General features: G+C 59.4%; 19 protein-coding genes. 14 read left to right on the forward strand and 5 right to left on the reverse strand.

The genetic code is table 11. From position 1 onward, the window contains the following. The first annotated feature begins 1 nt into the window (after nucleotide 1). The 6 genes from atpH (at nucleotide 2) to glmU (ending at nucleotide 6326) form a co-directional block, all read left to right on the forward strand. Entirely contained in the window at nucleotides 2-535 is a 534-nt protein-coding gene (gene atpH / locus G5171_RS19860) for a F0F1 ATP synthase subunit delta (RefSeq protein WP_204480539.1), read from the forward strand. A 15-nt stretch (nucleotides 536-550) separates the two neighbouring features. Continuing rightward, nucleotides 551-2092 carry a F0F1 ATP synthase subunit alpha gene (gene atpA, locus G5171_RS19865; protein ID WP_216952485.1) on the forward strand — a complete coding sequence of 514 codons (1542 nt, stop codon included), beginning with the start codon at nucleotides 551-553 and terminating at the stop codon, nucleotides 2090-2092. 42 nt (nucleotides 2093-2134) lie between these two features. After that, a complete protein-coding gene (atpG, locus tag G5171_RS19870; RefSeq protein ID WP_041210471.1) occupies nucleotides 2135-3001 on the forward strand; it encodes a F0F1 ATP synthase subunit gamma in 867 nt (288 codons plus the stop codon). A 33-nt stretch (nucleotides 3002-3034) separates the two neighbouring features. Then, nucleotides 3035-4423, forward strand: a complete 1389-nt coding sequence (gene atpD / locus G5171_RS19875; protein ID WP_026455856.1) for a F0F1 ATP synthase subunit beta — start codon at nucleotides 3035-3037, stop codon at nucleotides 4421-4423. Between the two features lie 18 nt (nucleotides 4424-4441). After that, nucleotides 4442-4870, forward strand: coding sequence for a F0F1 ATP synthase subunit epsilon (locus G5171_RS19880; protein WP_005342354.1), 429 nt, complete (start codon nucleotides 4442-4444; stop codon nucleotides 4868-4870). A gap of 94 nt (nucleotides 4871-4964) precedes the next feature. After that, nucleotides 4965-6326 (forward strand): bifunctional UDP-N-acetylglucosamine diphosphorylase/glucosamine-1-phosphate N-acetyltransferase GlmU, encoded by a 1362-nt coding sequence (gene glmU / locus G5171_RS19885; protein WP_421251608.1) that lies wholly within the window; start codon nucleotides 4965-4967, stop codon nucleotides 6324-6326. 51 nt (nucleotides 6327-6377) lie between these two features. Here the strand turns inward: glmU and creD are convergent, their stop codons facing one another. The 4 genes from creD to blrA all read right to left on the reverse strand — a co-directional run bounded on the left by creD (nucleotide 6378) and on the right by blrA (nucleotide 10841). Further along, nucleotides 6378-7754, reverse strand: a complete 1377-nt coding sequence (creD, locus tag G5171_RS19890; protein WP_421260636.1) for a cell envelope integrity protein CreD — start codon at nucleotides 7752-7754, stop codon at nucleotides 6378-6380. A gap of 120 nt (nucleotides 7755-7874) precedes the next feature. After that, nucleotides 7875-8669, reverse strand: a complete 795-nt coding sequence (gene blaOXA / locus G5171_RS19895; RefSeq protein WP_421260637.1) for an OXA-12 family class D beta-lactamase — start codon at nucleotides 8667-8669, stop codon at nucleotides 7875-7877. 79 nt (nucleotides 8670-8748) lie between these two features. Beyond that, complete coding sequence (gene blrB / locus G5171_RS19900) at nucleotides 8749-10170, reverse strand: beta-lactam sensor histidine kinase BlrB (RefSeq protein ID WP_421260638.1); 1422 nt, start codon at nucleotides 10168-10170, stop codon at nucleotides 8749-8751. Next, nucleotides 10167-10841 (reverse strand): beta-lactam response regulator transcription factor BlrA, encoded by a 675-nt coding sequence (blrA, locus tag G5171_RS19905; protein WP_033138557.1) that lies wholly within the window; start codon nucleotides 10839-10841, stop codon nucleotides 10167-10169. Before blrA ends, blrB begins: the two co-directional genes overlap by 4 nt. Before the next feature lie 122 nt (nucleotides 10842-10963). Here blrA and G5171_RS19910 point away from each other — a divergent pair, with 122 nt between their 5' ends. Both G5171_RS19910 and glmS read left to right on the forward strand, forming a co-directional pair. After that, the gene (locus G5171_RS19910; protein ID WP_005355851.1) at nucleotides 10964-11737 is read left to right on the forward strand and encodes a DeoR/GlpR family DNA-binding transcription regulator; all 774 of its coding nucleotides are present in this window, start codon (nucleotides 10964-10966) and stop codon (nucleotides 11735-11737) included. 56 nt (nucleotides 11738-11793) lie between these two features. Then, nucleotides 11794-13626 (forward strand): glutamine--fructose-6-phosphate transaminase (isomerizing), encoded by a 1833-nt coding sequence (glmS, locus tag G5171_RS19915; RefSeq protein ID WP_323911196.1) that lies wholly within the window; start codon nucleotides 11794-11796, stop codon nucleotides 13624-13626. A gap of 59 nt (nucleotides 13627-13685) precedes the next feature. Here the strand turns inward: glmS and G5171_RS19920 are convergent, their stop codons facing one another. Further along, entirely contained in the window at nucleotides 13686-14462 is a 777-nt protein-coding gene (locus G5171_RS19920; protein WP_005342366.1) for a helix-turn-helix transcriptional regulator, read from the reverse strand. A 208-nt stretch (nucleotides 14463-14670) separates the two neighbouring features. Here G5171_RS19920 and G5171_RS19925 point away from each other — a divergent pair, with 208 nt between their 5' ends. From G5171_RS19925 to G5171_RS19950, 6 genes are read left to right on the forward strand one after another with little or no spacing between them, the layout of a single operon-like run. Continuing rightward, nucleotides 14671-15432, forward strand: coding sequence for a DUF3450 domain-containing protein (locus G5171_RS19925; protein WP_005357258.1), 762 nt, complete (start codon nucleotides 14671-14673; stop codon nucleotides 15430-15432). Then, nucleotides 15429-16733, forward strand: a complete 1305-nt coding sequence (locus G5171_RS19930) for a MotA/TolQ/ExbB proton channel family protein (protein ID WP_421251606.1) — start codon at nucleotides 15429-15431, stop codon at nucleotides 16731-16733. Before G5171_RS19925 ends, G5171_RS19930 begins: the two co-directional genes overlap by 4 nt. Continuing rightward, entirely contained in the window at nucleotides 16730-17260 is a 531-nt protein-coding gene (locus G5171_RS19935) for a MotA/TolQ/ExbB proton channel family protein (protein WP_005342370.1), read from the forward strand. Before G5171_RS19930 ends, G5171_RS19935 begins: the two co-directional genes overlap by 4 nt. Further along, complete coding sequence (locus G5171_RS19940; protein WP_005339369.1) at nucleotides 17257-17658, forward strand: ExbD/TolR family protein; 402 nt, start codon at nucleotides 17257-17259, stop codon at nucleotides 17656-17658. Before G5171_RS19935 ends, G5171_RS19940 begins: the two co-directional genes overlap by 4 nt. Next, entirely contained in the window at nucleotides 17655-18317 is a 663-nt protein-coding gene (locus G5171_RS19945; RefSeq protein WP_421251605.1) for a TonB family protein, read from the forward strand. The genes G5171_RS19940 and G5171_RS19945 overlap by 4 nt, the downstream gene beginning before the upstream one ends. A gap of 2 nt (nucleotides 18318-18319) precedes the next feature. Then, nucleotides 18320-19498, forward strand: a complete 1179-nt coding sequence (locus G5171_RS19950; protein ID WP_421251604.1) for a hypothetical protein — start codon at nucleotides 18320-18322, stop codon at nucleotides 19496-19498. Nucleotides 19499-19650: the final 152 nt, after the last annotated feature.

Consider the following 19650-nt stretch of genomic DNA (forward strand, 5'->3'; position numbering starts at 1 on the left):
TATGTCTGAACTGACTACAATCGCTCGCCCCTACGCCAAGGCTGCTTTCGAGTTTGCCGTTGAGCACAAGGCGGTTGATCAGTGGCTGGGGATGCTCAGCTTCGCTGCGGAAGTAGTGAAGAACGAGACCATCCACTCCCTGGTTAACGGCTCTGTGGCTGCCGACGAGCTGGCAAAACTGTTTGTCAGCATCTGCGGGGAGCAACTCGACGAGCATGGCCAGAACCTGATCCGGGTAATGGCAGAGAATGGTCGCTTGGGTGTGCTGCCGGCGGTCGTTGCCGAATTTGTGGTGTTCAAGTCTGAACTGGACAAAGAAGTTCAGGCTGACGTGATTTCGGCGATTGCACTGACCGACCAGCAGAAAGCCAATATTCAGGCTTCTCTGGAACAACGTCTCGCGCGCAAAGTGAAGCTGAATTGCAGCATCGACGCGTCCTTGATGGCCGGGGTGCTCATCAAGGCCGGTGATCTGGTTATCGACGGAACTGTCCGCGGCAAGCTGGATCGCATGGCTGACGCGCTGCAATCTTGATTGGGGTATTAGAGCATGCAACTGAATTCCACTGAAATCGCCGAGCTGATCAAGCAGCGCATTGCGCAGTTTGATGTAAAGAGCGAAGCGCGTAACGAAGGTACCATCGTCTCCGTGAGTGACGGTATCATTCGTATCCACGGCCTGGCCGATGCCATGCAGGGTGAGATGATCGAGCTGCCGGGCAACCGCTACGCTCTGGCATTGAACCTGGAGCGTGACTCCGTTGGTGCCGTAGTGATGGGTCCCTATGCCGATCTGGCCGAAGGGATGAAAGTAAAAGGTACTGGCCGCATTCTGGAAGTGCCGGTCGGTCGTGGTCTGCTGGGCCGGGTGGTCAACACCCTGGGTCAGCCTATCGACGGTAAAGGTCCGGTCGAGCACGATGGCTTCTCTCCGGTAGAAGTGATTGCCCCGGGCGTTATCGAGCGTAAGTCTGTTGACCAGCCTGTCCAGACCGGTCTGAAAGCCATCGACTCCATGATCCCTATCGGTCGTGGCCAGCGTGAGCTGATCATCGGTGACCGCCAGGTAGGTAAAACTGCCATTGCGATCGACACCATCATCAACCAGAAAGATTCCGGCATTAAGTGTGTCTACGTTGCGATTGGCCAGAAGGCCTCCACCATCGCCAACGTGGTGCGCAAGCTGGAAGAGCACGGTGCTCTGGCCAACACCATAGTAGTGGTTGCCTCTGCTTCCGAAGCGGCTGCCCTGCAATACCTGGCTCCGTATTCAGGTTGCTCCATGGGTGAGTACTTCCGTGACCGCGGTGAAGATGCCCTGATCATTTATGATGACCTGTCCAAGCAGGCCGTTGCATATCGTCAGATCTCCCTGCTGCTGCGCCGTCCGCCAGGACGTGAAGCATTCCCGGGCGACGTATTCTATCTGCACTCCCGTCTGCTGGAGCGTGCAGCTCGCGTCAACGACGAGTACGTAGAGAAGTTCACCAAGGGTGAAGTGAAGGGCAAAACCGGTTCTCTGACCGCGCTGCCGATCATCGAAACCCAGGCGGGCGACGTATCCGCGTTCGTTCCGACCAACGTGATCTCCATCACCGATGGTCAGATCTTCCTGACTTCCCAGTCTTTCAACGCCGGTATTCGTCCTGCGGTTGATCCGGGTATCTCCGTATCCCGTGTGGGTGGTGCCGCCCAGACCAAGATCGTCAAGAAGCTGTCCGGTGGTATCCGTACCGCGCTGGCCCAGTATCGCGAACTTGCTGCCTTTGCCCAGTTCTCTTCCGACCTGGACGATGCAACTCGCAAGCAGCTGGACCACGGTCAGAAAGTGACCGAGCTGATGAAACAGAAGCAGTACTCTCCGATGAGCGTGGCTCACCAGTCTCTGGTGCTGTTCGCCGCGGAAAAAGGCTATCTCTCTGATGTCGAGTTGAGCAAGATCCTCGACTTCGAAGCCGCTCTGCTCTCTTTCGCCGATACCCAGCATGCTGAGCTGATGGCTGAAATCAATGCCAAGGCTGACTACAACGACGCGATCGTTGGCAAGCTGACTGCGTTGCTGGATGACTTCAAGGCAACCCAGACCTGGTAAGCGAGTGTGGCAGCGCAAGCTGCCACCTGATGGAGAGAAGAGATGGCCGGCGCAAAAGAGATACGTAACAAGATCGGGAGTGTTAAAAACACTCAAAAGATCACCAGCGCTATGGAAATGGTGGCAGCAAGCAAGATGCGCCGTGCGCAGGATCGCATGTCTGCCAGCCGTCCGTACGCTGAAACCATGCGCAAGGTGATCGGCCATATCGCTCAGGGGAACCTGGAATACAAACACCCCTACCTCATCGAACGTGAGGTCAAGCGAGTGGGTTACATCGTCGTCTCCACCGACCGTGGCCTGTGTGGTGGTCTGAACATCAACCTGTTCAAGGCTGCCCTCAATGATATGAAGCAATGGAGCGCGAAAGGTGCCAAGGTTGACCTGGCTCTGATCGGCAACAAAGCCTCCAACTTCTTTGAACGGCACGGCGCCAAGGTGAAAGCTCATGTCGCAGGACTGGGCGATAACCCGAGCGTCAATGACCTGATTGGTTCAGTCAAGGTCATGCTGAAGGCTTACGACAACGGTGAGATTGACAAGCTGTATCTGGTGTACAACAAGTTCGTCAACACCATGGTGCAGCAACCACGGGTCGATCAACTGCTGCCTTTGCCCGTAACTGAAGACAGCAAGCTCGCCAAGAAACACCACTGGGATTACCTCTATGAGCCGGATCCCAAGAAGCTGCTGGATACCCTGCTGGTTCGCTATGTCGAATCTCAGGTCTACCAGGGTGTAGTGGAAAACTTGGCCAGTGAACAGGCAGCCCGAATGGTTGCCATGCAAGCCGCGACTGACAACGCCGGTAACCTGATTAACGATCTGCAACTGGTATACAACAAGGCCCGTCAGGCCAGTATTACCCAGGAGCTGACAGAGATCGTATCCGGTGCTGCTGCGGTGTAAGGCAAGGGTTATCAAAGGTTTAGAGGATTTGACATGAGTAACGGTTTCATCGTCCAAATCATCGGCGCTGTAGTGGACATCGAGTTCCCGCAGAATGCCGTGCCCCAGGTGTACGATGCACTGAAGGTCGTTAGCGAAGGTCAAGGCCAGGGTCTGGTGCTGGAAGTTCAGCAACAGATCGGTGGCGGCGTCGTTCGTTGCATCACCATGGGTTCCTCCGACGGTCTGCGTCGTGGGTTGGAAGTAATGAATAGCGGTAAATCCATCCAGGTTCCGGTCGGTACTGCGACACTGGGTCGGATCATGAACGTACTAGGCGAGCCAATCGACGAGAAAGGCCCGATCGGTGAAGAAGAGAGCTGGTCAATCCACCGTGAAGCCCCCAGCTACGAAGATCAGTCCAACAGCACCGAGCTGCTGGAGACCGGCATCAAGGTTATCGACTTGGTATGCCCGTTCGCCAAGGGGGGTAAAGTTGGTCTGTTCGGTGGTGCCGGTGTAGGCAAAACCGTAAACATGATGGAGCTGATCCGTAACATCGCGATCGAGCACAGTGGTTACTCTGTATTCGCCGGTGTAGGTGAGCGTACCCGTGAGGGTAACGACTTCTACCACGAGATGATGGAGTCCAACGTACTGGACAAAGTATCTCTGGTTTACGGTCAGATGAACGAGCCGCCCGGAAACCGTCTGCGCGTTGCGCTGACCGGCCTGACCATGGCCGAGAAGTTCCGTGACGAAGGTCGTGACGTGCTGTTCTTCGTGGACAACATCTATCGTTACACCCTGGCCGGTACCGAAGTATCCGCACTGCTGGGCCGTATGCCTTCCGCAGTAGGTTACCAGCCGACTCTGGCCGAGGAGATGGGTGTTCTGCAAGAACGTATCACCTCCACCAAGACCGGTTCCATCACCTCCGTACAGGCCGTTTACGTGCCTGCGGATGACTTGACTGACCCGTCTCCGGCGACCACCTTCGCCCACCTGGATGCGACCGTCGTACTGTCCCGTCAAATCGCGGCACTGGGTATCTACCCGGCCGTTGACCCGCTGGACTCTACCTCTCGTCAGCTGGATCCGCTGGTTGTTGGCAAAGAGCACTACGAGACTGCTCGTGGCGTTCAAACCGTACTGCAGCGCTACAAAGAGCTGAAGGACATCATCGCCATCCTGGGTATGGATGAACTGTCAGAAGAAGACAAACTGACCGTAGCCCGTGCCCGTAAGATCGAGCGTTTCTTGTCCCAGCCGTTCTTCGTAGCAGAAGTGTTTACCGGTTCTCCGGGTAAATACGTGCCGCTGAAAGAGACCATTCGTGGTTTCCAGGGCATCCTGAAAGGCGAGTATGACGATCTGCCCGAGCAGGCGTTCTACATGGTTGGCGGTATCGACGAAGTCGTCGAGAAATCCAAGAAACTGTAAGCCTCGACAGGAGGGCCCATGGCAGAGATGATCTCCTTTCACCTGGACGTGGTGAGCGCCGAAGGAAAACTGTTTTCCGGTCGCGTGCAAACTGCTCAGGTATCAGGCTCCGAAGGTGAGTTGGGTCTCCGCCACGGTCATGCTCCGTTGCTGACTGCCATCAAGCCGGGCCTGGTCCGCTTGGTGAAGCAGAACGGAACTGAAGAGGTGCTGTACATCTCCGGCGGTATGCTGGAAGTACAGCCTGAATCCGTGACCGTGCTGGCGGACACCGCGATTCGTGCTGACGACTTGGATGAGGCGAAAGCCCAAGAAGCCAAGCGCGCAGCCGAAGAGCGGATCCACAGCTCCCATGGTGATATCGACTACGCCCAGGCCGCCACCGAGCTGGCCAAGGCGATGGCTCAACTGCGAGTCATCGATATCGTCAAAAAGAATTACCGCTAATAACGGTGATGTAAAAAGCGACCTTCGGGTCGCTTTTTTTTTACCCGTTGGATAGACTCCGCCGAGTATTTCCTCATGTTCCAAAGGTCAATTTATGTCCCTCAACGTCGTGATCCTGGCGGCGGGTAAAGGTACCCGCATGCGTTCTTCCCTGCCCAAGGTACTCCACCCGGTAGCCAACAAACCCATGGTTTCCCATGTGATCGATACTGCCCGTCAGGTTGGTGCCGAGCAGCTGCATCTGGTCTATGGCCACGGTGCCGAACTGCTGAAAGAGCGGATCGTGGCGGCCGATGTGAACTGGGTGCTGCAGGCGCAACAGCTGGGGACTGGTCACGCCGTCGCCCAAGCCATCCCGTTTTGGAAGGATGAAGACGACGTGCTGGTGCTCTACGGCGATACCCCGCTGATCCAGCCAGAGACCCTGCAGCGACTGCTGGTTGCCAAGGCTGAAAACGGTATGGCACTGCTGACCGTGGTACTGGACAACCCTACCGGCTATGGCCGTATCGTCCGTGAAAATGGTCAGGTAGTCGGCATCGTCGAGCAGAAGGATGCCAATGCCGAACAGCTGGCCATTCGTGAGGTGAACACCGGCGTGCTGGTGGCCAACGGCGGTCAGCTGCGCAGCTGGCTATCCCGTCTGGACAACAAGAATGCCCAGGGCGAATTCTACCTGACCGACGTGATCGCCATGGCTCACGGCGATAATTGCCCGATTGCCGCCGTTCATCCGGAGCGTGCCGCTGAAGTGGAAGGGGCTAATAATCGAGTTCAATTGGCTCAACTTGAGCGCAGCTACCAGCAGATGCAGGCCGAGAAGCTGATGATCGCCGGTGCCACCCTGATCGACCCGGCCCGCTTCGATCTGCGCGGAACCCTCGAGATCGGTGAAGAGGTGGTGATCGACGTCAACGTCATCATCGAAGGCAAGGTAACCCTCGGTAACCACGTCCGTATCGGTGCCGGTGCCGTGCTGAAGAATTGCGTCATTGGCGATCACACCGAAGTGAAGCCCTACTCCATCGTCGAAGGGGCTCAGGTGGCGGATCAGTGTTCGGTCGGCCCGTTTGCCCGTCTGCGTCCTGGCGCGGTTCTGGAGCAGGATGCTCACGTCGGCAATTTCGTCGAGATGAAGAAGGCCCGTCTTGGTGTCGGTTCCAAGTGCGGTCATTTGACCTATCTGGGTGATGCCGAGATCGGAGCTGGGGTGAATATCGGTGCCGGTACCATCACCTGCAACTACGACGGGGTCAACAAATTCCAGACCATCATCGAGGATGATGTGTTCGTCGGTTCCGATACCCAGCTGGTGGCGCCAGTGCGCATCGGTAAGGGGGCGACTCTGGGGGCGGGTTCTACCATCACTAAGGATGTGGCCGAGAACGAGCTGGTGATCACTCGGGTGCCCCAGCGCCACATCAAGAACTGGGCTCGCCCGGTCAAGAAGAAGTGATGCCCGATCAATAAAATAGAACCGGCGCCTGATGGCGCCGGTTTTTTTGGCTTATGACTTATGGCTGAGGTCACTGGTCGATGGCTGGGGGGCCGCCCATGTGGTGGCGGGTGTGCTGTAATCCATCACCTGATACCAGTCGAGCTTGCGGGTCAGCAGCATGATCAGCGCCAGGGTGGCGAACAGCAGCAGGGCGCCGAGCAGCAGAGCGATCTCTTCGGCCTGCAGCAGGCTGTAGAGAATGGCATAGACCAGCCCGAGCAGCGCAGCAAAGCCGATCCCCTGCTTCGGGCCGCCCAGCACATGGCTGAGGTAGAAGCCGTTGAGCAGCACGCTGGCCAGCGCGGCCACCAGATAGGCCCAGCCAAAGCCGAGGTGTTCGGTCAGGGCCAGTAGCACCAGATAGAAGATGGCCAGCCCCATGCCTACCAGCGCGTACTGGATCGGGTGAACCCGCAGCCCCTTGAGCAGCTCGAACATAAAGAAGCTGATAAAGGTGAGGCCGATAAACAGCAGGGCATATTTGGCCGCCCGCTCGTTGAGCTGATAGTGATCCACCGGTTGCACCAGACTGACGCTGAAGGTGGAGAGATGGCTATCGCCCCCGTTCATCATCCGGTTTAAGCGGGTCTCCATGTCGCTGGCGAACCAGCTGGTTTGCCAGTTGGCCTCAAACCCTTGTGGGCTCAGGGTGCGATTGCCCGGCAGAAAGTCGCCGATAAAGTTGGGATGGGGCCAGTTGCCTGCCAGCAGCAGAGTGCTCTCCTTGCCCAGCGGCACTATGTCGAGGGTATTCATCCCCTGCAGATTGAGCTCCAGATGGAAGGTGCCATCCTGTTGCGGCAGGCTGTCGAGCGGGGCATGGATACCTGCCAGCATGTCACCGAGGCGGGCGCCGGGGGCAAACGGAATCCGCTGGGTGCCGAGTAGTAATTCGGGGACGCTGTTGATGCCGCGGGCATCGGAGAGCACCAGACTCAGGTAGGGTTTGCCCGCCACCAGCTCGGCCGTTTCATCAAGCGGTGAGGTCGCGTCATTCAGCAGACTCTGTCGGGTGGGCAGGCGGCCCGAGAGGGTGAGGCGGGTCTGATAGACCTGCGCCTGATAAATGCCCAGCTTGCGCGGGGTGACCTCCATGTTAGCCTTGATATCCAGTTGCTCCGGAAGCAGGTAGCGGTAGATCTGCTCCTGACGGACGAATCGCTTGCCCTCCTGTTCGACCATCACCGAGCGGGTATAGGGCTGCACCAGTATAGGCCCCATCAGCCGTTGCGGGCCGCTGCTGCTGGCCATGATGCTGTGAATAGCCTGACTGCGGTAAGCCTGACGCTCCCGGTTCAGTTCTATGATGGATTGCACCGGCACCATCAACAGCAGGCTGAGCAACAGCAGCAGAAAGATCTTGTGGGTAAATATCTGTTTGACCATGACACGTCTCCTTGTTGTATGGAGCGAGCCTGCCGGCCGGACGTGAAGTGTTGATGGGCTTGTGTGAAGTGGTGGTGAAGGGGGAGAAAAAAACCGGCATTGCGCCGGTTTCTGAAGGAATTACAGGGTCTTCAGCTTCCCGGGCAATGCGGCCAGCACCTCCTCTTTCGCCTTGAGGGAGGCGAACTGCTTGCCGGGCTTTTGCACCACGGTATGGACGAAAATGAGCTGCTTTCCCGGTTTGCTGGCCCAGCCGACGAACCAGCCGATCTGCTGATCGCGGTTGAGGCTGCCATCCAGCTTCTTCGGGTAGCCCATGCCGGTCTTGCCGTGGATCTGCCAGCCGTCGATCTCGCTCACCTTGAGGATATTGGCGGTGTACTGCAGGGTCTGCGCCGAGACCGGAAGCTTGCCGCTCACCATTTTGCCGAGGAAGCGGGCCTGCTCCTCCGGACTGATGGCGAGGCTGGAGCTGAGCCAAGCCTGGGTCAGGCCGTCATGTTTGCCCGGATTGCCGGAGAGATCCCGATTGCCGTAGTCGAAGCGGTCGACATATTGCTGGAAGCGCTCCATCCCCAGCCATTCGGTGATCTGCTGGGAGAACCAGACCACCGAGTAGGTTTCCCAGCGGCGCGGGGTGGTGGTTTCACGCCAGGCGGGCAGCCAGCCGTCATAGCTCGGTTTGTAGGGCAGTGCCGGATGCTCTTCATCCACCAGATAGCCACTGTCGTAACCCATCAGCGCCAGCGGGATCTTGAAGGTGGACGCGGGCGGCAGCTGGCTGGAGCAGTCCCCTTCGCTGGAGAGGGTCTGGCCGTTGCCGTCAGCATAGAGAAAGCAGCCGCTGGCGGCGGAGGCAGGCTGGGCTGCGAGCAGACCGGCAGCCAGCAGGCTGGAGAGAAGCAGGCGGGACATAGCATTTCCTTGAGCAAATGGATGAGAGAAAGCGGCAGTCTAATGCCGCTTTGTGTGGGGAATGTGAAGTTGCGGGGGGCTAGGCGAACGGCAGCCAGAGTTCCGCCAGCGCGCCCCCTTCCGGCCGGTTGCTCAGGGTCAGACGGCCGCCATGCTGGTGGGCAACCTCATGGGCGAAGCTGAGCCCCAGACCACTGCTCTTGCCCTTGTCCGGTCGTGGCAGGGAGTAGAAGCGCTCGAAGATGCGTGGCAATGCGTAGTCGGGGATGCCGGGGCCGCAGTCGGTGACCCGAAAACAGTAGCCCTCCTCCTGCTGGCTGCCACTCAGGGTGACCAGCCCGTAGGCGGGAGAGAAGTCGATGGCGTTATCCAGCAGGTTGCCGATGGCCTGCTCCACCAGCAGCGGATCCCACTTCTGTTTCGGCGCGCTGGCCAGCTCGGCCACCAACTCGACCTGACGGCGCTGTGCGATGATCTGGCGGGCGTCGAGGGTGCGCTTGCCCAGTTTTGCCGGTTCCACCGACTGGCGATCCAGCCCCTGCCCCGACTCCAGCCGCGCCAGTTGCAGCATTCGCTCGATCAGCTGCTGCATGCGGGCGGTTTCCAGATTGATGTTGCCGATAAAGCGTTTGGCAACTTCGGGGGGCGGCGTTTCGGCCAAAATCTCCCCTGCCCCGCGAATGGCGGCCAGCGGGCTCTTCAGCTCGTGGGTCAGGCTGTGAACATAGGCTTCGATGTAGCTTTTGCCATCGAGCTGGTGGCGCATGGTCTCCAGTGAGCGGCCGAGCCGATCCAGCTCGACGGTGTGCAACTGCGGCAGCGGTGCCGCCTCCCCCTTGCTGACCGAGTCGGCATAGTGCACCAGCTTGCCGATGGCGCGGTTGAGCCACCACACCAGCAGGCTGCCGATCAGCAGCGAGATGAGCAGCATCTGGCCGCCGGCCCGCAGTAGCTCCTGTTCCCCCCGCTCGATTGCGGGCATTAGGGTGCGGTTGGGTTTGGCGACGGTGAGGGAGCCGATGATCTCGGCCCCTTCCCGCAGGGGCGCCGCCACATACATGGTCGAGCTGGCGGCATCGTCGGGATCGGTGCGGGTGCTGCGGGCGCCATATTGGCCACGCAGGGTGCGGTAGACATCGTTCCAGCGGGAATAGTCTTTGCCCAGATCCGTGCCGTCGGAGTCGTAAATCACCATGCCCTTCTGGTCAGTGACATAGATGCGGTACTCCGCCTGCTGCTTGAGGTGGCCGTCGATCATCGCATTGATGGGATTCTGGTTGAGGCGGGCGAAGGCGCTGGCCAACCGCCCGTTCATCATATTGCCCTCTTTCAGATCATCGAGCGCCAGCGGTGCCAGCAGCTGGGTCATGTCTACCAGAGTATCCTCGGTGGCGCTGCGCACTCCCGGTTTTATCTCCTCGACGAAGATCTCCAGCACGAACCAGGCGGCCAGCGCGAAGATCAGCAGCAGGCCGCACAGTAGTTGCAACCCGAGTCTCATGCCAGCTCCAGGCTGTAGCCCAGCCCGCGGTGGGTGAGGATCAGGTTGGCCTCGGGATCATGTTCGCGCAGCTTGGCGCGGATGGTCTTGATATGGGTATCGACGGTGCGATCCAGACTCTCCTCCGCATCCTGCCAAACCAGATCCATCAGCTGTTGGCGGGAGTAGACCCGGCCCGGCGCCTGCATCAAGGTCTTGAGCAGCAGATATTCGTAGCGGGTGAGGGCCAGCGGTTGGCCGCGAAAATGGATGCGTGCCCGCTCTTCATCCAGCACCAGCAGGGCGCTGGGTTGGGGAGCAACGGGTTGGCTGCGGCGCAGGATGACCCGCACCCGGGCACACACTTCCCGTGGCGAGAAGGGTTTGGCCACATAGTCGTCGGCACCGATCTCCAGCCCGATCAGTCGGTCTATCTCCTCGCTGCGGGCGGTGAGGAACATCAGGGGGATATCGGTCAGCGCCCTCACCTGCTTGCAGAGTTCGAAGCCGCTGATGTCGGGCAGCCCCACATCGAGGATCAGGAAGTCGGGTCGCGTCTGTTCCAGTCGTGTCAGCAACTGTTGGCCCAGCATGAACCACTCCACCTCGAACCCGTCGGTCTGCAGGGCGTAAATCAGGGTGTCGGCGATGCTGGCCTCATCCTCCACCAGCCAGATGACTCTCTTTTGCATGGCATCCTCGTCGCAAATTGGCACCCCATTCTGGCATCTAACCAAACCGGATCCTATTTGCTGTTTTATTTTTCCGAAAAAGGGGCTAATATTTCGATGTTCTTTCGAATCGAAACTTAAAAATGACCAAACGTAATACTCAACAACGCCGACACACCATAGTGACCCTGGTACAAGAGCAGGGTGAAGTGAGTGTCGACGCCCTCGCCAAACACTTTTCTACCTCCGAAGTGACCATCCGTAAAGATCTGGCGGTACTGGAGACCGGCGGTCTGCTGCTGCGCCGTTACGGTGGTGCTGTCCCTTTGCCGAGCGAGATGGTGGTCGAGGTCAACCCAGAACAAGTTTCGAACCGAAAGTTAGCCATTGCCCGTGCGGCGGCCGAGCGGCTGCGTGATCACAACCGCGTCATCATCGACAGCGGCAGCACCACCAGCGCCATGATCCCCATGCTGGGCAACAAGCGCGGCCTCATCGTGATGACCAACTCCCTCAATGTGGCCGGTGCCCTGCGCGAGCTGGAAAATGAGCCTACCCTGTTAATGACCGGTGGCACTTGGGACCCTCACTCCGAATCCTTCCAGGGGCAGGTGGCGGAACAGGTGTTGCGCTCCTACGACTTCGACCAGCTCTTTATCGGTGCTGACGGCATCGACCCGGAGCGTGGCACCACCACCTTCAACGAGCTGGTGGGGTTGTCGCGCGTCATGGCCGAGGTGTCGCGGGAGGTTATTGTGATGGTCGAATCGGAAAAGATCGGCCGCAAGATCCCCAATCTCGAACTTCCCTGGTCGAGTATCCATACCCTGGTGACCGACGAGGGGCTGGCCAGCGAGGCCAGAGAACAGATTCAAGCCCAGGGGGTGACGCTTATCTGCGCCCCGGTCACTTGCTGATATCGAGCTCTGAACCATCCAACTGACTTTACGATTTGCATCTCAAGGAGAAGTGTATGTGTGGCATCGTCGGGGCTGTCGCCCAACGTGATGTGGCTGAAATTCTGGTAGAGGGCCTGCGCCGTCTGGAGTACCGCGGTTATGACTCCGCTGGTGTGGCCGTGTTCAGCGCCAGCCAGCCGTTGCAGCGGGTTCGCCGTCTGGGCAAGGTGGCTGAGCTGGCCAAGGCGCTCGACGAGCAGTCCGTCCACGGCGGTACCGGTATTGCCCATACCCGCTGGGCCACTCACGGCGAGCCCTCCGAGCGCAACGCTCACCCTCACGTTTCCGAGCATATCGTGGTGGTGCACAACGGCATCATCGAGAACCACGAAGAGCTGCGGGAAGAGTTGAAGGCGCTGGGCTATGTGTTCAGCTCCGACACCGATACCGAAGTGATTGCCCATCTGGTCCATCACGAGCTGAAGAGCGCCGGCAGCCTGCTGGCCGCCATGCAGACTGCGGTGAAGCAGCTGCGCGGTGCCTACGGTACCGTGGTGATGGACAGCCGCGACGACAGCCGCGTGGTGGTTGCCCGCTCCGGTTCACCGCTGGTGATCGGCCGCGGTATCGGCGAGAACTTTATCGCCTCCGACCAGATGGCGCTGCTGCCGGTGACCCGTCGTTTCATCTTCCTGGAAGAGGGTGATGTGGCCGAAGTGACCCGCCGTGACGTGCATATCTTCGATACCAACGGCAACGCCGTGGTGCGTGAAGAGCAGGAGTCCGAACTCTCCCACGATGCCGGTGACAAGGGTGAATACCGCCACTACATGCTCAAAGAGATCCACGAGCAACCCAAAGCGATCACCAACACCCTGGAAGGGCGTCTGGGCAGCGATCACGTGGTGGTCGAATCGTTCGGCAACGGCGCGCGCGCCATCTTTGACAAGGTCGAGCACGTGCAGATCGTTGCCTGCGGCACCTCCTACCACTCCGGCATGGTGGCTCGCTACTGGTTCGAAGAGATCGCCGGCGTCTCCTGCGATGTGGAGATTGCCTCCGAGTTCCGCTATCGCAAATCGGTAGTGCGTCCCAACAGCCTGCTGGTGACCCTCTCCCAGAGTGGCGAGACCGCCGATACCCTGGCGGCGCTGCGTCTGGCCAAGGAATCCGGCTACATGAGCTCGCTGGCTATCTGCAACGTGCCGGGCTCCTCGCTGGTGCGTGAATCGGATCTGGCCTTTATGACCCGCGCGGGGGCAGAGATTGGTGTGGCCTCCACCAAGGCGTTCACCACCCAGTTGGCTGGCCTGCTGATGCTGGTGGCCTCGGTCGGTCACTGCCGTGGCCACCTTAGCGCGGCCGCCGAGGCTGAACTGGTCAAGGCGCTGCAAGCCCTGCCGCTGCGTATTAAAGAGAGTCTGGCGCTGGCCAAGGATATCGAAACCCTGGCCGAAGAGTTTGCCGACAAGCAGCACAGCCTGTTCCTCGGCCGCGGCAGCCAGTACCCCATCGCCATGGAGGGGGCGCTCAAGCTCAAAGAGATCTCCTACATCCACGCCGAAGCCTATGCCGCTGGCGAGCTGAAGCACGGCCCGCTGGCGCTGATCGATGCCGAGATGCCCATCATTGTGGTGGCGCCGAACAACGATCTGCTGGAGAAGCTCAAGTCCAACGTGGAAGAGGTTCGTGCACGTGGCGGTATCCTCTATGTGTTCGCCGATGCCGATACCGGCTTCAAGAGCGACGAGACCATGCGGGTCATGAACCTCAACCATGTGGAAGAGGTGATCGCCCCCATCGTCTATACCGTGCCGCTGCAGCTGCTCTCCTATCACGTTGCCCTGATCAAGGGCACTGACGTCGACCAGCCGCGCAACCTGGCAAAATCGGTGACGGTCGAGTAAGTCACTCTCTCAAATGAAAAAGAGCCGCAATTGCGGCTCTTTTTGTTTCGGCTGAGGGGTTACGACAGCCGCAGGTTGGTGATGGTGACCTCGTCGAGGGAGGGCACAATGATGCCGCTGGTGATCCCTTTGGCGATGGCCTGACTGCGGTTCTTCGAGTCGGTCTTGTTGGTCACCTGGGTCAGGTGAAAGTTGACCGTCCGCTCACTGATGCCGAGTATGGTAGCGATCTCCCAGGAGGTCTTGCCCTCGCTTGCCCAGAACAGGCACTCCTTCTCCCGATCCGACAGTTCGGTCAGGTATTTCATCATATCCGGTCTGCTTTTGATCAGTTGCAGCGCAGAGTTGAAGATGTAGCTTGCGCAGAACGACAGCAGCGGCACGTTTTCAAACATCAGGTCTGAGTTGGATTTGTCCTTGGTGATGAATGAGAGGATACCGTGCTCCCCCTGCGGGGTGTGCAGCGGAAATGAGACTCCATTGCGTACACCGAAATCGGCCGCCAGGTTCATCACCTCCCGACTGGCGCTGGGTAGCCAGGGCGAGTCGCAGTCGAGTTTGTTCCAGAAGATGGGCTGGGTCTGTTTCAGCCCCAGATAGACCACCGGATCCTGGGTCAGATACTGGTTTTCGCTATAGGCGTCAAACCAGCTGGTCGGACAGTTGTTAAACAGCGCCACATGGGATTTTTGCATGGTGATGGGGAAAATAATCAGCAGCCGGAAGTAATCAAAGCCCATTTGATGACTGAAGCGCTCCAGCTGTTGCTGGATATCGCTGGTTTTTGTTGCCTTGGTGAACTTGTCGATATGTTCCCAGATCGCATCGTTGAGCATGACTTTCTCCTTTTTCGATCTCTATCACACTGATCGAAAAGATTTTTCTCGTTATTTATATTTGTCGGTGGCTATTGGAGCCACTTATTCCGTGCGTGTTTAAAAATTATCCTGTTTTTGTGCATAAAGGCCAAGAAAATCCTCTCGTTGCCAGTCCGCCCTGTATTTGAGATAATGATAATAGTTATCATTAGTAAGATGTATTTCAATGAACAAATTATGGGGTGTGGCCCTGCTGCCACTGTCAGTCCACTTTGCTGCCATTGGGGATGAGCTGGTTGCTCCCGCTCTCAAGAACAGCATCGCTGCCGGGAAAGCCTCCCAGCAGCGGGTGGAAAAAGCCGCCGATGCCGCCGTTGCCGCACGACTGGAGCTGCAAAATGCCCAGCTGCAACTGCGTGACCTCGAAGCCTACAACCGCTACATGCAATCTCTGGTGGCCGATCAGCAAAATGAGCTGGGTAAATTGAGCCAGCAGTTGGAAGCGGTGCAAGAGACCCGTCAGGGCTTGATCCCGCTGATGCTGCAGATGCAGGCAGATCTGGAACAGCTGGTGCAAAACGACATCCCGCTGCGCAAGGAAGATCGTTTAGCGCGGGTTGAACAGTTGAAAGCGACCCTGGCCCGTGCGGACGTGAGCGAGGCAGAGAAATTCCGTCAGCTGCTGCAGGCCTATCAGATCGAAGCCGAGTACGGCAGCAGGATGGACAGCTATTCCGCCGAGCTGGAGCTGGATGGTGCACCGCGTCGGGTTGATGTGCTGGCGCTGGGTCGGGTTTCCCTGCTGGCGATGACTGCCGATCGCAGTCAGGCATGGCGCTGGTCTGCCGAGGCGAAGCAGTGGCAAGCCCTCGACAGCCAGTGGCTCTCCCCTATCGCCGAGGCGATGGATGTGGCCGCCGACAAGAAAGTTCCCCAGTTGCTCAATGTCCCCCTCTCTGTCAGCCGTAGTCAGGAGGCCCAATCATGAGAGTCACCATGAAGTGGTTCCCCCTCCTTATTGCCCTCTCCTGCGGTGCCAACGCCGCTGTCGCCGATGAGTGGCAGCAGCAGGAACAGGCTCGCGAACAGCAGGCTCAGAAAGATCTGGCGACCGTTGCCAAGGAGCTCGGCACTGCCCGCGCCAAATTGGCCGAGGCCCAGCGCCTGAGCAAGGAGCTGGCCAGCCAGTTTGCCAGCAACGAGAAGCAGCTGGTCGAGCTTAACGCCCAGTGGGAGCAAGCCTCCGGCGACATGAACGAGATCTTCGCGGTCACCCGTCAGGGTGCCAGCGATGCGGTCAAGCTGCTGAGCGAATCCGCCGTCGAGGGGCAGTACCCGGAGCGTCTCGCCCCGTTGAAAGCCATGGCACAGGATAAACAGGTGCCGGATCGCGCCGCCCTCGCCCTGCTACCCGCCACGCTGCTGCAAGAGATCCGTGAATCTGGCCGGATTGCCCGGTTCAACGGCAAGGTGCTTGATGCCCAGGGGGCTGCCAGCGAGCAGCCATTGACCCGGGTTGGCAGCTTTGCCCTGCTGGGGAGCGCAGGCTTCCTGCAACCAACCGCCGAAGGCTTGAGCCCGGTACTGGGTCTGCCCGGTAGTGTGCTCTCTGCCGTTGCGGCTTATCAGGGTCAGGAAGGGGAAGCGCTGCCGCTGGATCCTTCTCATGGCACTCTGCTGGCGATGCTGGCACAGGCGCCCACCTTCTGGCAGCAGGTACAGCAAGGTGGTCAGGTCGGCGCCATTATCGTGCTGCTGGCAGCCATCGGTTTGGGAATTGCGGCGGTACGGCTGTGGAGCCTCTCCCGCGAACTGGGTCGGGTGCGCCGCCAGCTCAAGAGCGGCGAGTATCACGCCGACAACGCCCTCGGCCGGGTGCTGACGGTGGCGGACAAACACCCCGAGCTGAGCATGGAGACCCTCGAGCTGCGTCTTGATGAGGCGATCCTGCAGGAGACTCCTCGCATGGAGCGCGGCATCGGCATGGTCAAGGTGATCGCGGCCATCGCCCCCATGCTGGGTCTGCTCGGTACCGTAACCGGGATGATCGGCACCTTCCAGGCCATCACCCAGTTTGGCACCGGCGATCCCAAGATCATGGCGGGCGGCATCTCCATGGCGCTGGTTACCACGGTACAGGGTCTGGTTGCGGCCATTCCGCTGATCCTGGCCCACAGCCTGCTGCAATCGCGCTTCACCGAGCTTTCCAATGTGCTGGAGCAGCAGGTAGCCGGCATTCTGGCCGAGCGCGCCGAGAGCAATAACGGCGGGATGGAGCGAGCAGCATGATGCTCGACATCTGGCAACAGCTGCAGAGTTTCATGGGCCGTGGCGGCCCGGTGCTCTGGGTCATTCTGGCCCTGCTGGTGCTGATGTGGATTTTGATGATCGAGCGGCTGCTCTACCTCAATCTGGGTTTCGGCCCGCTGCAGCAACAGCTGCTCGGCCGCTGGCAAGCCCGCAGCGAGCGCCACAGCTGGTACGCCCGGGCGATCCGCAGCCGCTGGCTGGCGCAGGCAGAGCTGGAACTGAACCGTCATCTGATCTTCATCCGCACCCTGGTGGTGCTCTGCCCCATGCTGGGGTTGCTGGGCACTGTGACCGGCATGATCGGCGTATTCGATGCGTTGGCTGCGGCCAACCGCTTTAACCCGGAGAGCATGGCGGGCGGGATCTCCCGCGCCACCATCCCCACCATGGCAGGCATGGTGGTGGCGCTCTCCGGCGTGTTGTTACTCAGTCGGCTCGAGAGTCAGGCCAAGCGTGCGCTGGCCAAAACCCGGGACGGCCTGCGAGAAGAGAAGGTAATGCAATGAGACGGCAATCCAAACGCCAGCGTGACGAAGTGCAGATCGACATGACCCCCATGCTGGATATCGTGTTTATCATGCTGATCTTCTTTATTGTCACCACCTCCTTTGTGCGCGAAGCCGGGCTCGAGGTGCACAGACCCCAGGCCAGTCAGGCCAAGGCGCAGAAATCCTCCAGCATCATGCTGGCGATCGGGGCTCAGGGTCAGATCTTCCTCGACCGCAAGCAGATCGATGTGGAGCGGGTACAGGCCACCATCGCCCGTCTGCTGGCGGAGCAACCCGATGCCAGTCTGGTGATCCAGGCCGACGAGCGGGTGCCCCACGGCAAGGTGGTGCGGGTGATGGATGAGGCCAAGGCGGCGGGTATCGCCAATATCGCCGTGGCGGTGGCGCCGAAATGAAATACAAGCTGATGAGCCTAGGGCTGGGGGTTGCACTCAGTCTGGGTATCCTGCTGTTCATGGCCACGCTGGTTGAACCGCCCCGGGGCGAGAAGGTGGCGAGCGAACAGAAGCCCATCGTCATCAATATGCAGAACGAGGTGACCGAAGTGCTGGTGCGCGAGCGTCCGGTACCGCAGGAGCCTGAACCTCTGCCAGAGCCTCCTGCGGCATTGGCCTCGACACCGCTGCCGATGCCCGCTGCAGCCCCTTTGGCGGCTGTTGAGCCGAGTCTGGATCTGGTCTCCAGCCTCAGCGCGGTGCAGGTATATGCCCCCGGTGTGGCGACCAGTACCGCACCGGTATTGAGTGGCAACTACCACGGCCAGCAGCAGGGAGCGGGTATCGGCGCAGGTGACATGCTGATGCCGCTGCAACGGATCGAGCCGGTCTACCCCTATCGTGCCCAACAGTCAGGGATCGAAGGTTTCGTCACCCTGCGCTTTAGCGTGAATGCCGAAGGTGGCGTGCAGGATGTGGAAGTGGTCGAGGCCAAACCCAAGCGTCAGTTCGAGCGGGCGGCCATTCAGGCGATCAATAAGTGGCGCTATCAGCCGAGACCGGGTGCCACCGACAAGCTGGTGCAAGTCATCACGCTCAAATTCAAACTGGAGTCATAACTATGTTGCGGATCTGGATCTGTCTGCTGGCCCTGGTTGGCCAAGCCTGTCTGGCGATGGAGGTCAGCCCTCACTTCTCCCGTCAGCTTGAACCCGTGATGAAGCTCTATCAGTCTGGCCAGTGGCAACAAGCCCAGAGCAAGGCATCCGGCCTCAAGCCAAATAGCGATGCCGAGCGTGCCTGGCTGGCGCAGCTGCAAGCCTCGCTGGCGGCCAATCTGCAACAGACCGCCCAAGCGAGCCGCTACGTCGAACAGGCCCTTTCCTATAAAGAGTGGCCCGAGCAACAACAGCTTCAGCTGCTGCGACTGCGCGGCGATATTCAGGCCCAGCAATCCAACTGGTCTGGTGCCATCGCCAGCTACAAGGCGGCACTGGCGCTCAAGCAAGACGATGCACTGCGCCTGCGTCTGGCTGGCCTCTATTACCACAACAAACAGTACGGTGACGCCGCCAGCCAGAGCGAACAGTTGTTGAAGAAGGGTTGGCAGAAACAGGCCGCCATCATTCGTCTCTCCGCCCTCACCGCCCAGCAACGTTATGGCGTGGCGGCCGATCAGGCGGCCGAGCTGATCCGTCATGAGCCGACAGAGAGTAAGTGGTGGCAACAGGCGGTATCGCTCAACCTCTCCGCCAAACGTGGGGATCAGGCGTTGGCGCTGCTGCAGACTGCCATCGACAGAAAACTGATGGATGACGCGTCAGCCCGCAACCAGCTGATCCGCCTCTATGCCTGGCAAGGGTTGCCTTATCGTGGTGCCCGTCTGCTGGAAGCGGCCATGGCCAAGGGACAGATGAAGCAAAGTGCTGAAAATCGCCAACTGCTGGCCCAATTGTGGGAAGGTGCCCGGGAGTGGTCACAAGCGGTCGATAGCTGGCAGCAGCTCGCCAACCAGCACGGTCAGCCCAAAGCCGCCATGCGCGCCGCCGAACTGCTGCTGCAACAGGGCAAGACTGATGCTGCCATGACCCAGCTTGCCGCCATCAAGTCGGTGAAGGGCGAGCAAGGCAATCGCGCCAAAGCGTTGCTGGTGCAGGCACACCTTAATAAGGAGCAGTATGCCCAGGCGCTGGAACTGGCCCGTGAGCTGCAGCAACAGGATAACTGGCAGCAGAAGGCAACCAGCTGGGTCAACTATATCCGGGCACAAAGCGAAGAGTTGAGCAAAAAAGCGGCGTAAAAAGAGATGCCAAGGGGTTGTTTTGGGGCGTTCAGTTCGCTTTTTCAGCAAACGAGCGCATTTTTGCAAAAAGCCCTTGTCATCCCGGCGCGGCTCCCTATAATGCGCCCCTACCAGCACGGCGGAACACGCCGAACTGATGAGCCAGCTTC

This window comes from Aeromonas sp. 600774 (assembly GCF_049175075.1).
Taxonomy (GTDB): Bacteria; Pseudomonadota; Gammaproteobacteria; order Enterobacterales; family Aeromonadaceae; genus Aeromonas; species Aeromonas veronii_A.

Coding starts and splice junctions, on each gene's coding strand:
- atpH (WP_204480539.1), top strand. CDS start 2: ATGTCTGAACTGACTACAATCGCTCGCCCCTACGCCAAGGCTGCTTTC.
- atpA (WP_216952485.1), top strand. CDS start 551: ATGCAACTGAATTCCACTGAAATCGCCGAGCTGATCAAGCAGCGCATT.
- atpG (WP_041210471.1), top strand. CDS start 2,135: ATGGCCGGCGCAAAAGAGATACGTAACAAGATCGGGAGTGTTAAAAAC.
- atpD (WP_026455856.1), top strand. CDS start 3,035: ATGAGTAACGGTTTCATCGTCCAAATCATCGGCGCTGTAGTGGACATC.
- G5171_RS19880 (WP_005342354.1), top strand. CDS start 4,442: ATGGCAGAGATGATCTCCTTTCACCTGGACGTGGTGAGCGCCGAAGGA.
- glmU (WP_421251608.1), top strand. CDS start 4,965: ATGTCCCTCAACGTCGTGATCCTGGCGGCGGGTAAAGGTACCCGCATG.
- creD (WP_421260636.1), bottom strand. CDS start 7,754: ATGGTCAAACAGATATTTACCCACAAGATCTTTCTGCTGCTGTTGCTC.
- blaOXA (WP_421260637.1), bottom strand. CDS start 8,669: ATGTCCCGCCTGCTTCTCTCCAGCCTGCTGGCTGCCGGTCTGCTCGCA.
- blrB (WP_421260638.1), bottom strand. CDS start 10,170: ATGAGACTCGGGTTGCAACTACTGTGCGGCCTGCTGCTGATCTTCGCG.
- blrA (WP_033138557.1), bottom strand. CDS start 10,841: ATGCAAAAGAGAGTCATCTGGCTGGTGGAGGATGAGGCCAGCATCGCC.
- G5171_RS19910 (WP_005355851.1), top strand. CDS start 10,964: ATGACCAAACGTAATACTCAACAACGCCGACACACCATAGTGACCCTG.
- glmS (WP_323911196.1), top strand. CDS start 11,794: ATGTGTGGCATCGTCGGGGCTGTCGCCCAACGTGATGTGGCTGAAATT.
- G5171_RS19920 (WP_005342366.1), bottom strand. CDS start 14,462: ATGCTCAACGATGCGATCTGGGAACATATCGACAAGTTCACCAAGGCA.
- G5171_RS19925 (WP_005357258.1), top strand. CDS start 14,671: ATGAACAAATTATGGGGTGTGGCCCTGCTGCCACTGTCAGTCCACTTT.
- G5171_RS19930 (WP_421251606.1), top strand. CDS start 15,429: ATGAGAGTCACCATGAAGTGGTTCCCCCTCCTTATTGCCCTCTCCTGC.
- G5171_RS19935 (WP_005342370.1), top strand. CDS start 16,730: ATGATGCTCGACATCTGGCAACAGCTGCAGAGTTTCATGGGCCGTGGC.
- G5171_RS19940 (WP_005339369.1), top strand. CDS start 17,257: ATGAGACGGCAATCCAAACGCCAGCGTGACGAAGTGCAGATCGACATG.
- G5171_RS19945 (WP_421251605.1), top strand. CDS start 17,655: ATGAAATACAAGCTGATGAGCCTAGGGCTGGGGGTTGCACTCAGTCTG.
- G5171_RS19950 (WP_421251604.1), top strand. CDS start 18,320: ATGTTGCGGATCTGGATCTGTCTGCTGGCCCTGGTTGGCCAAGCCTGT.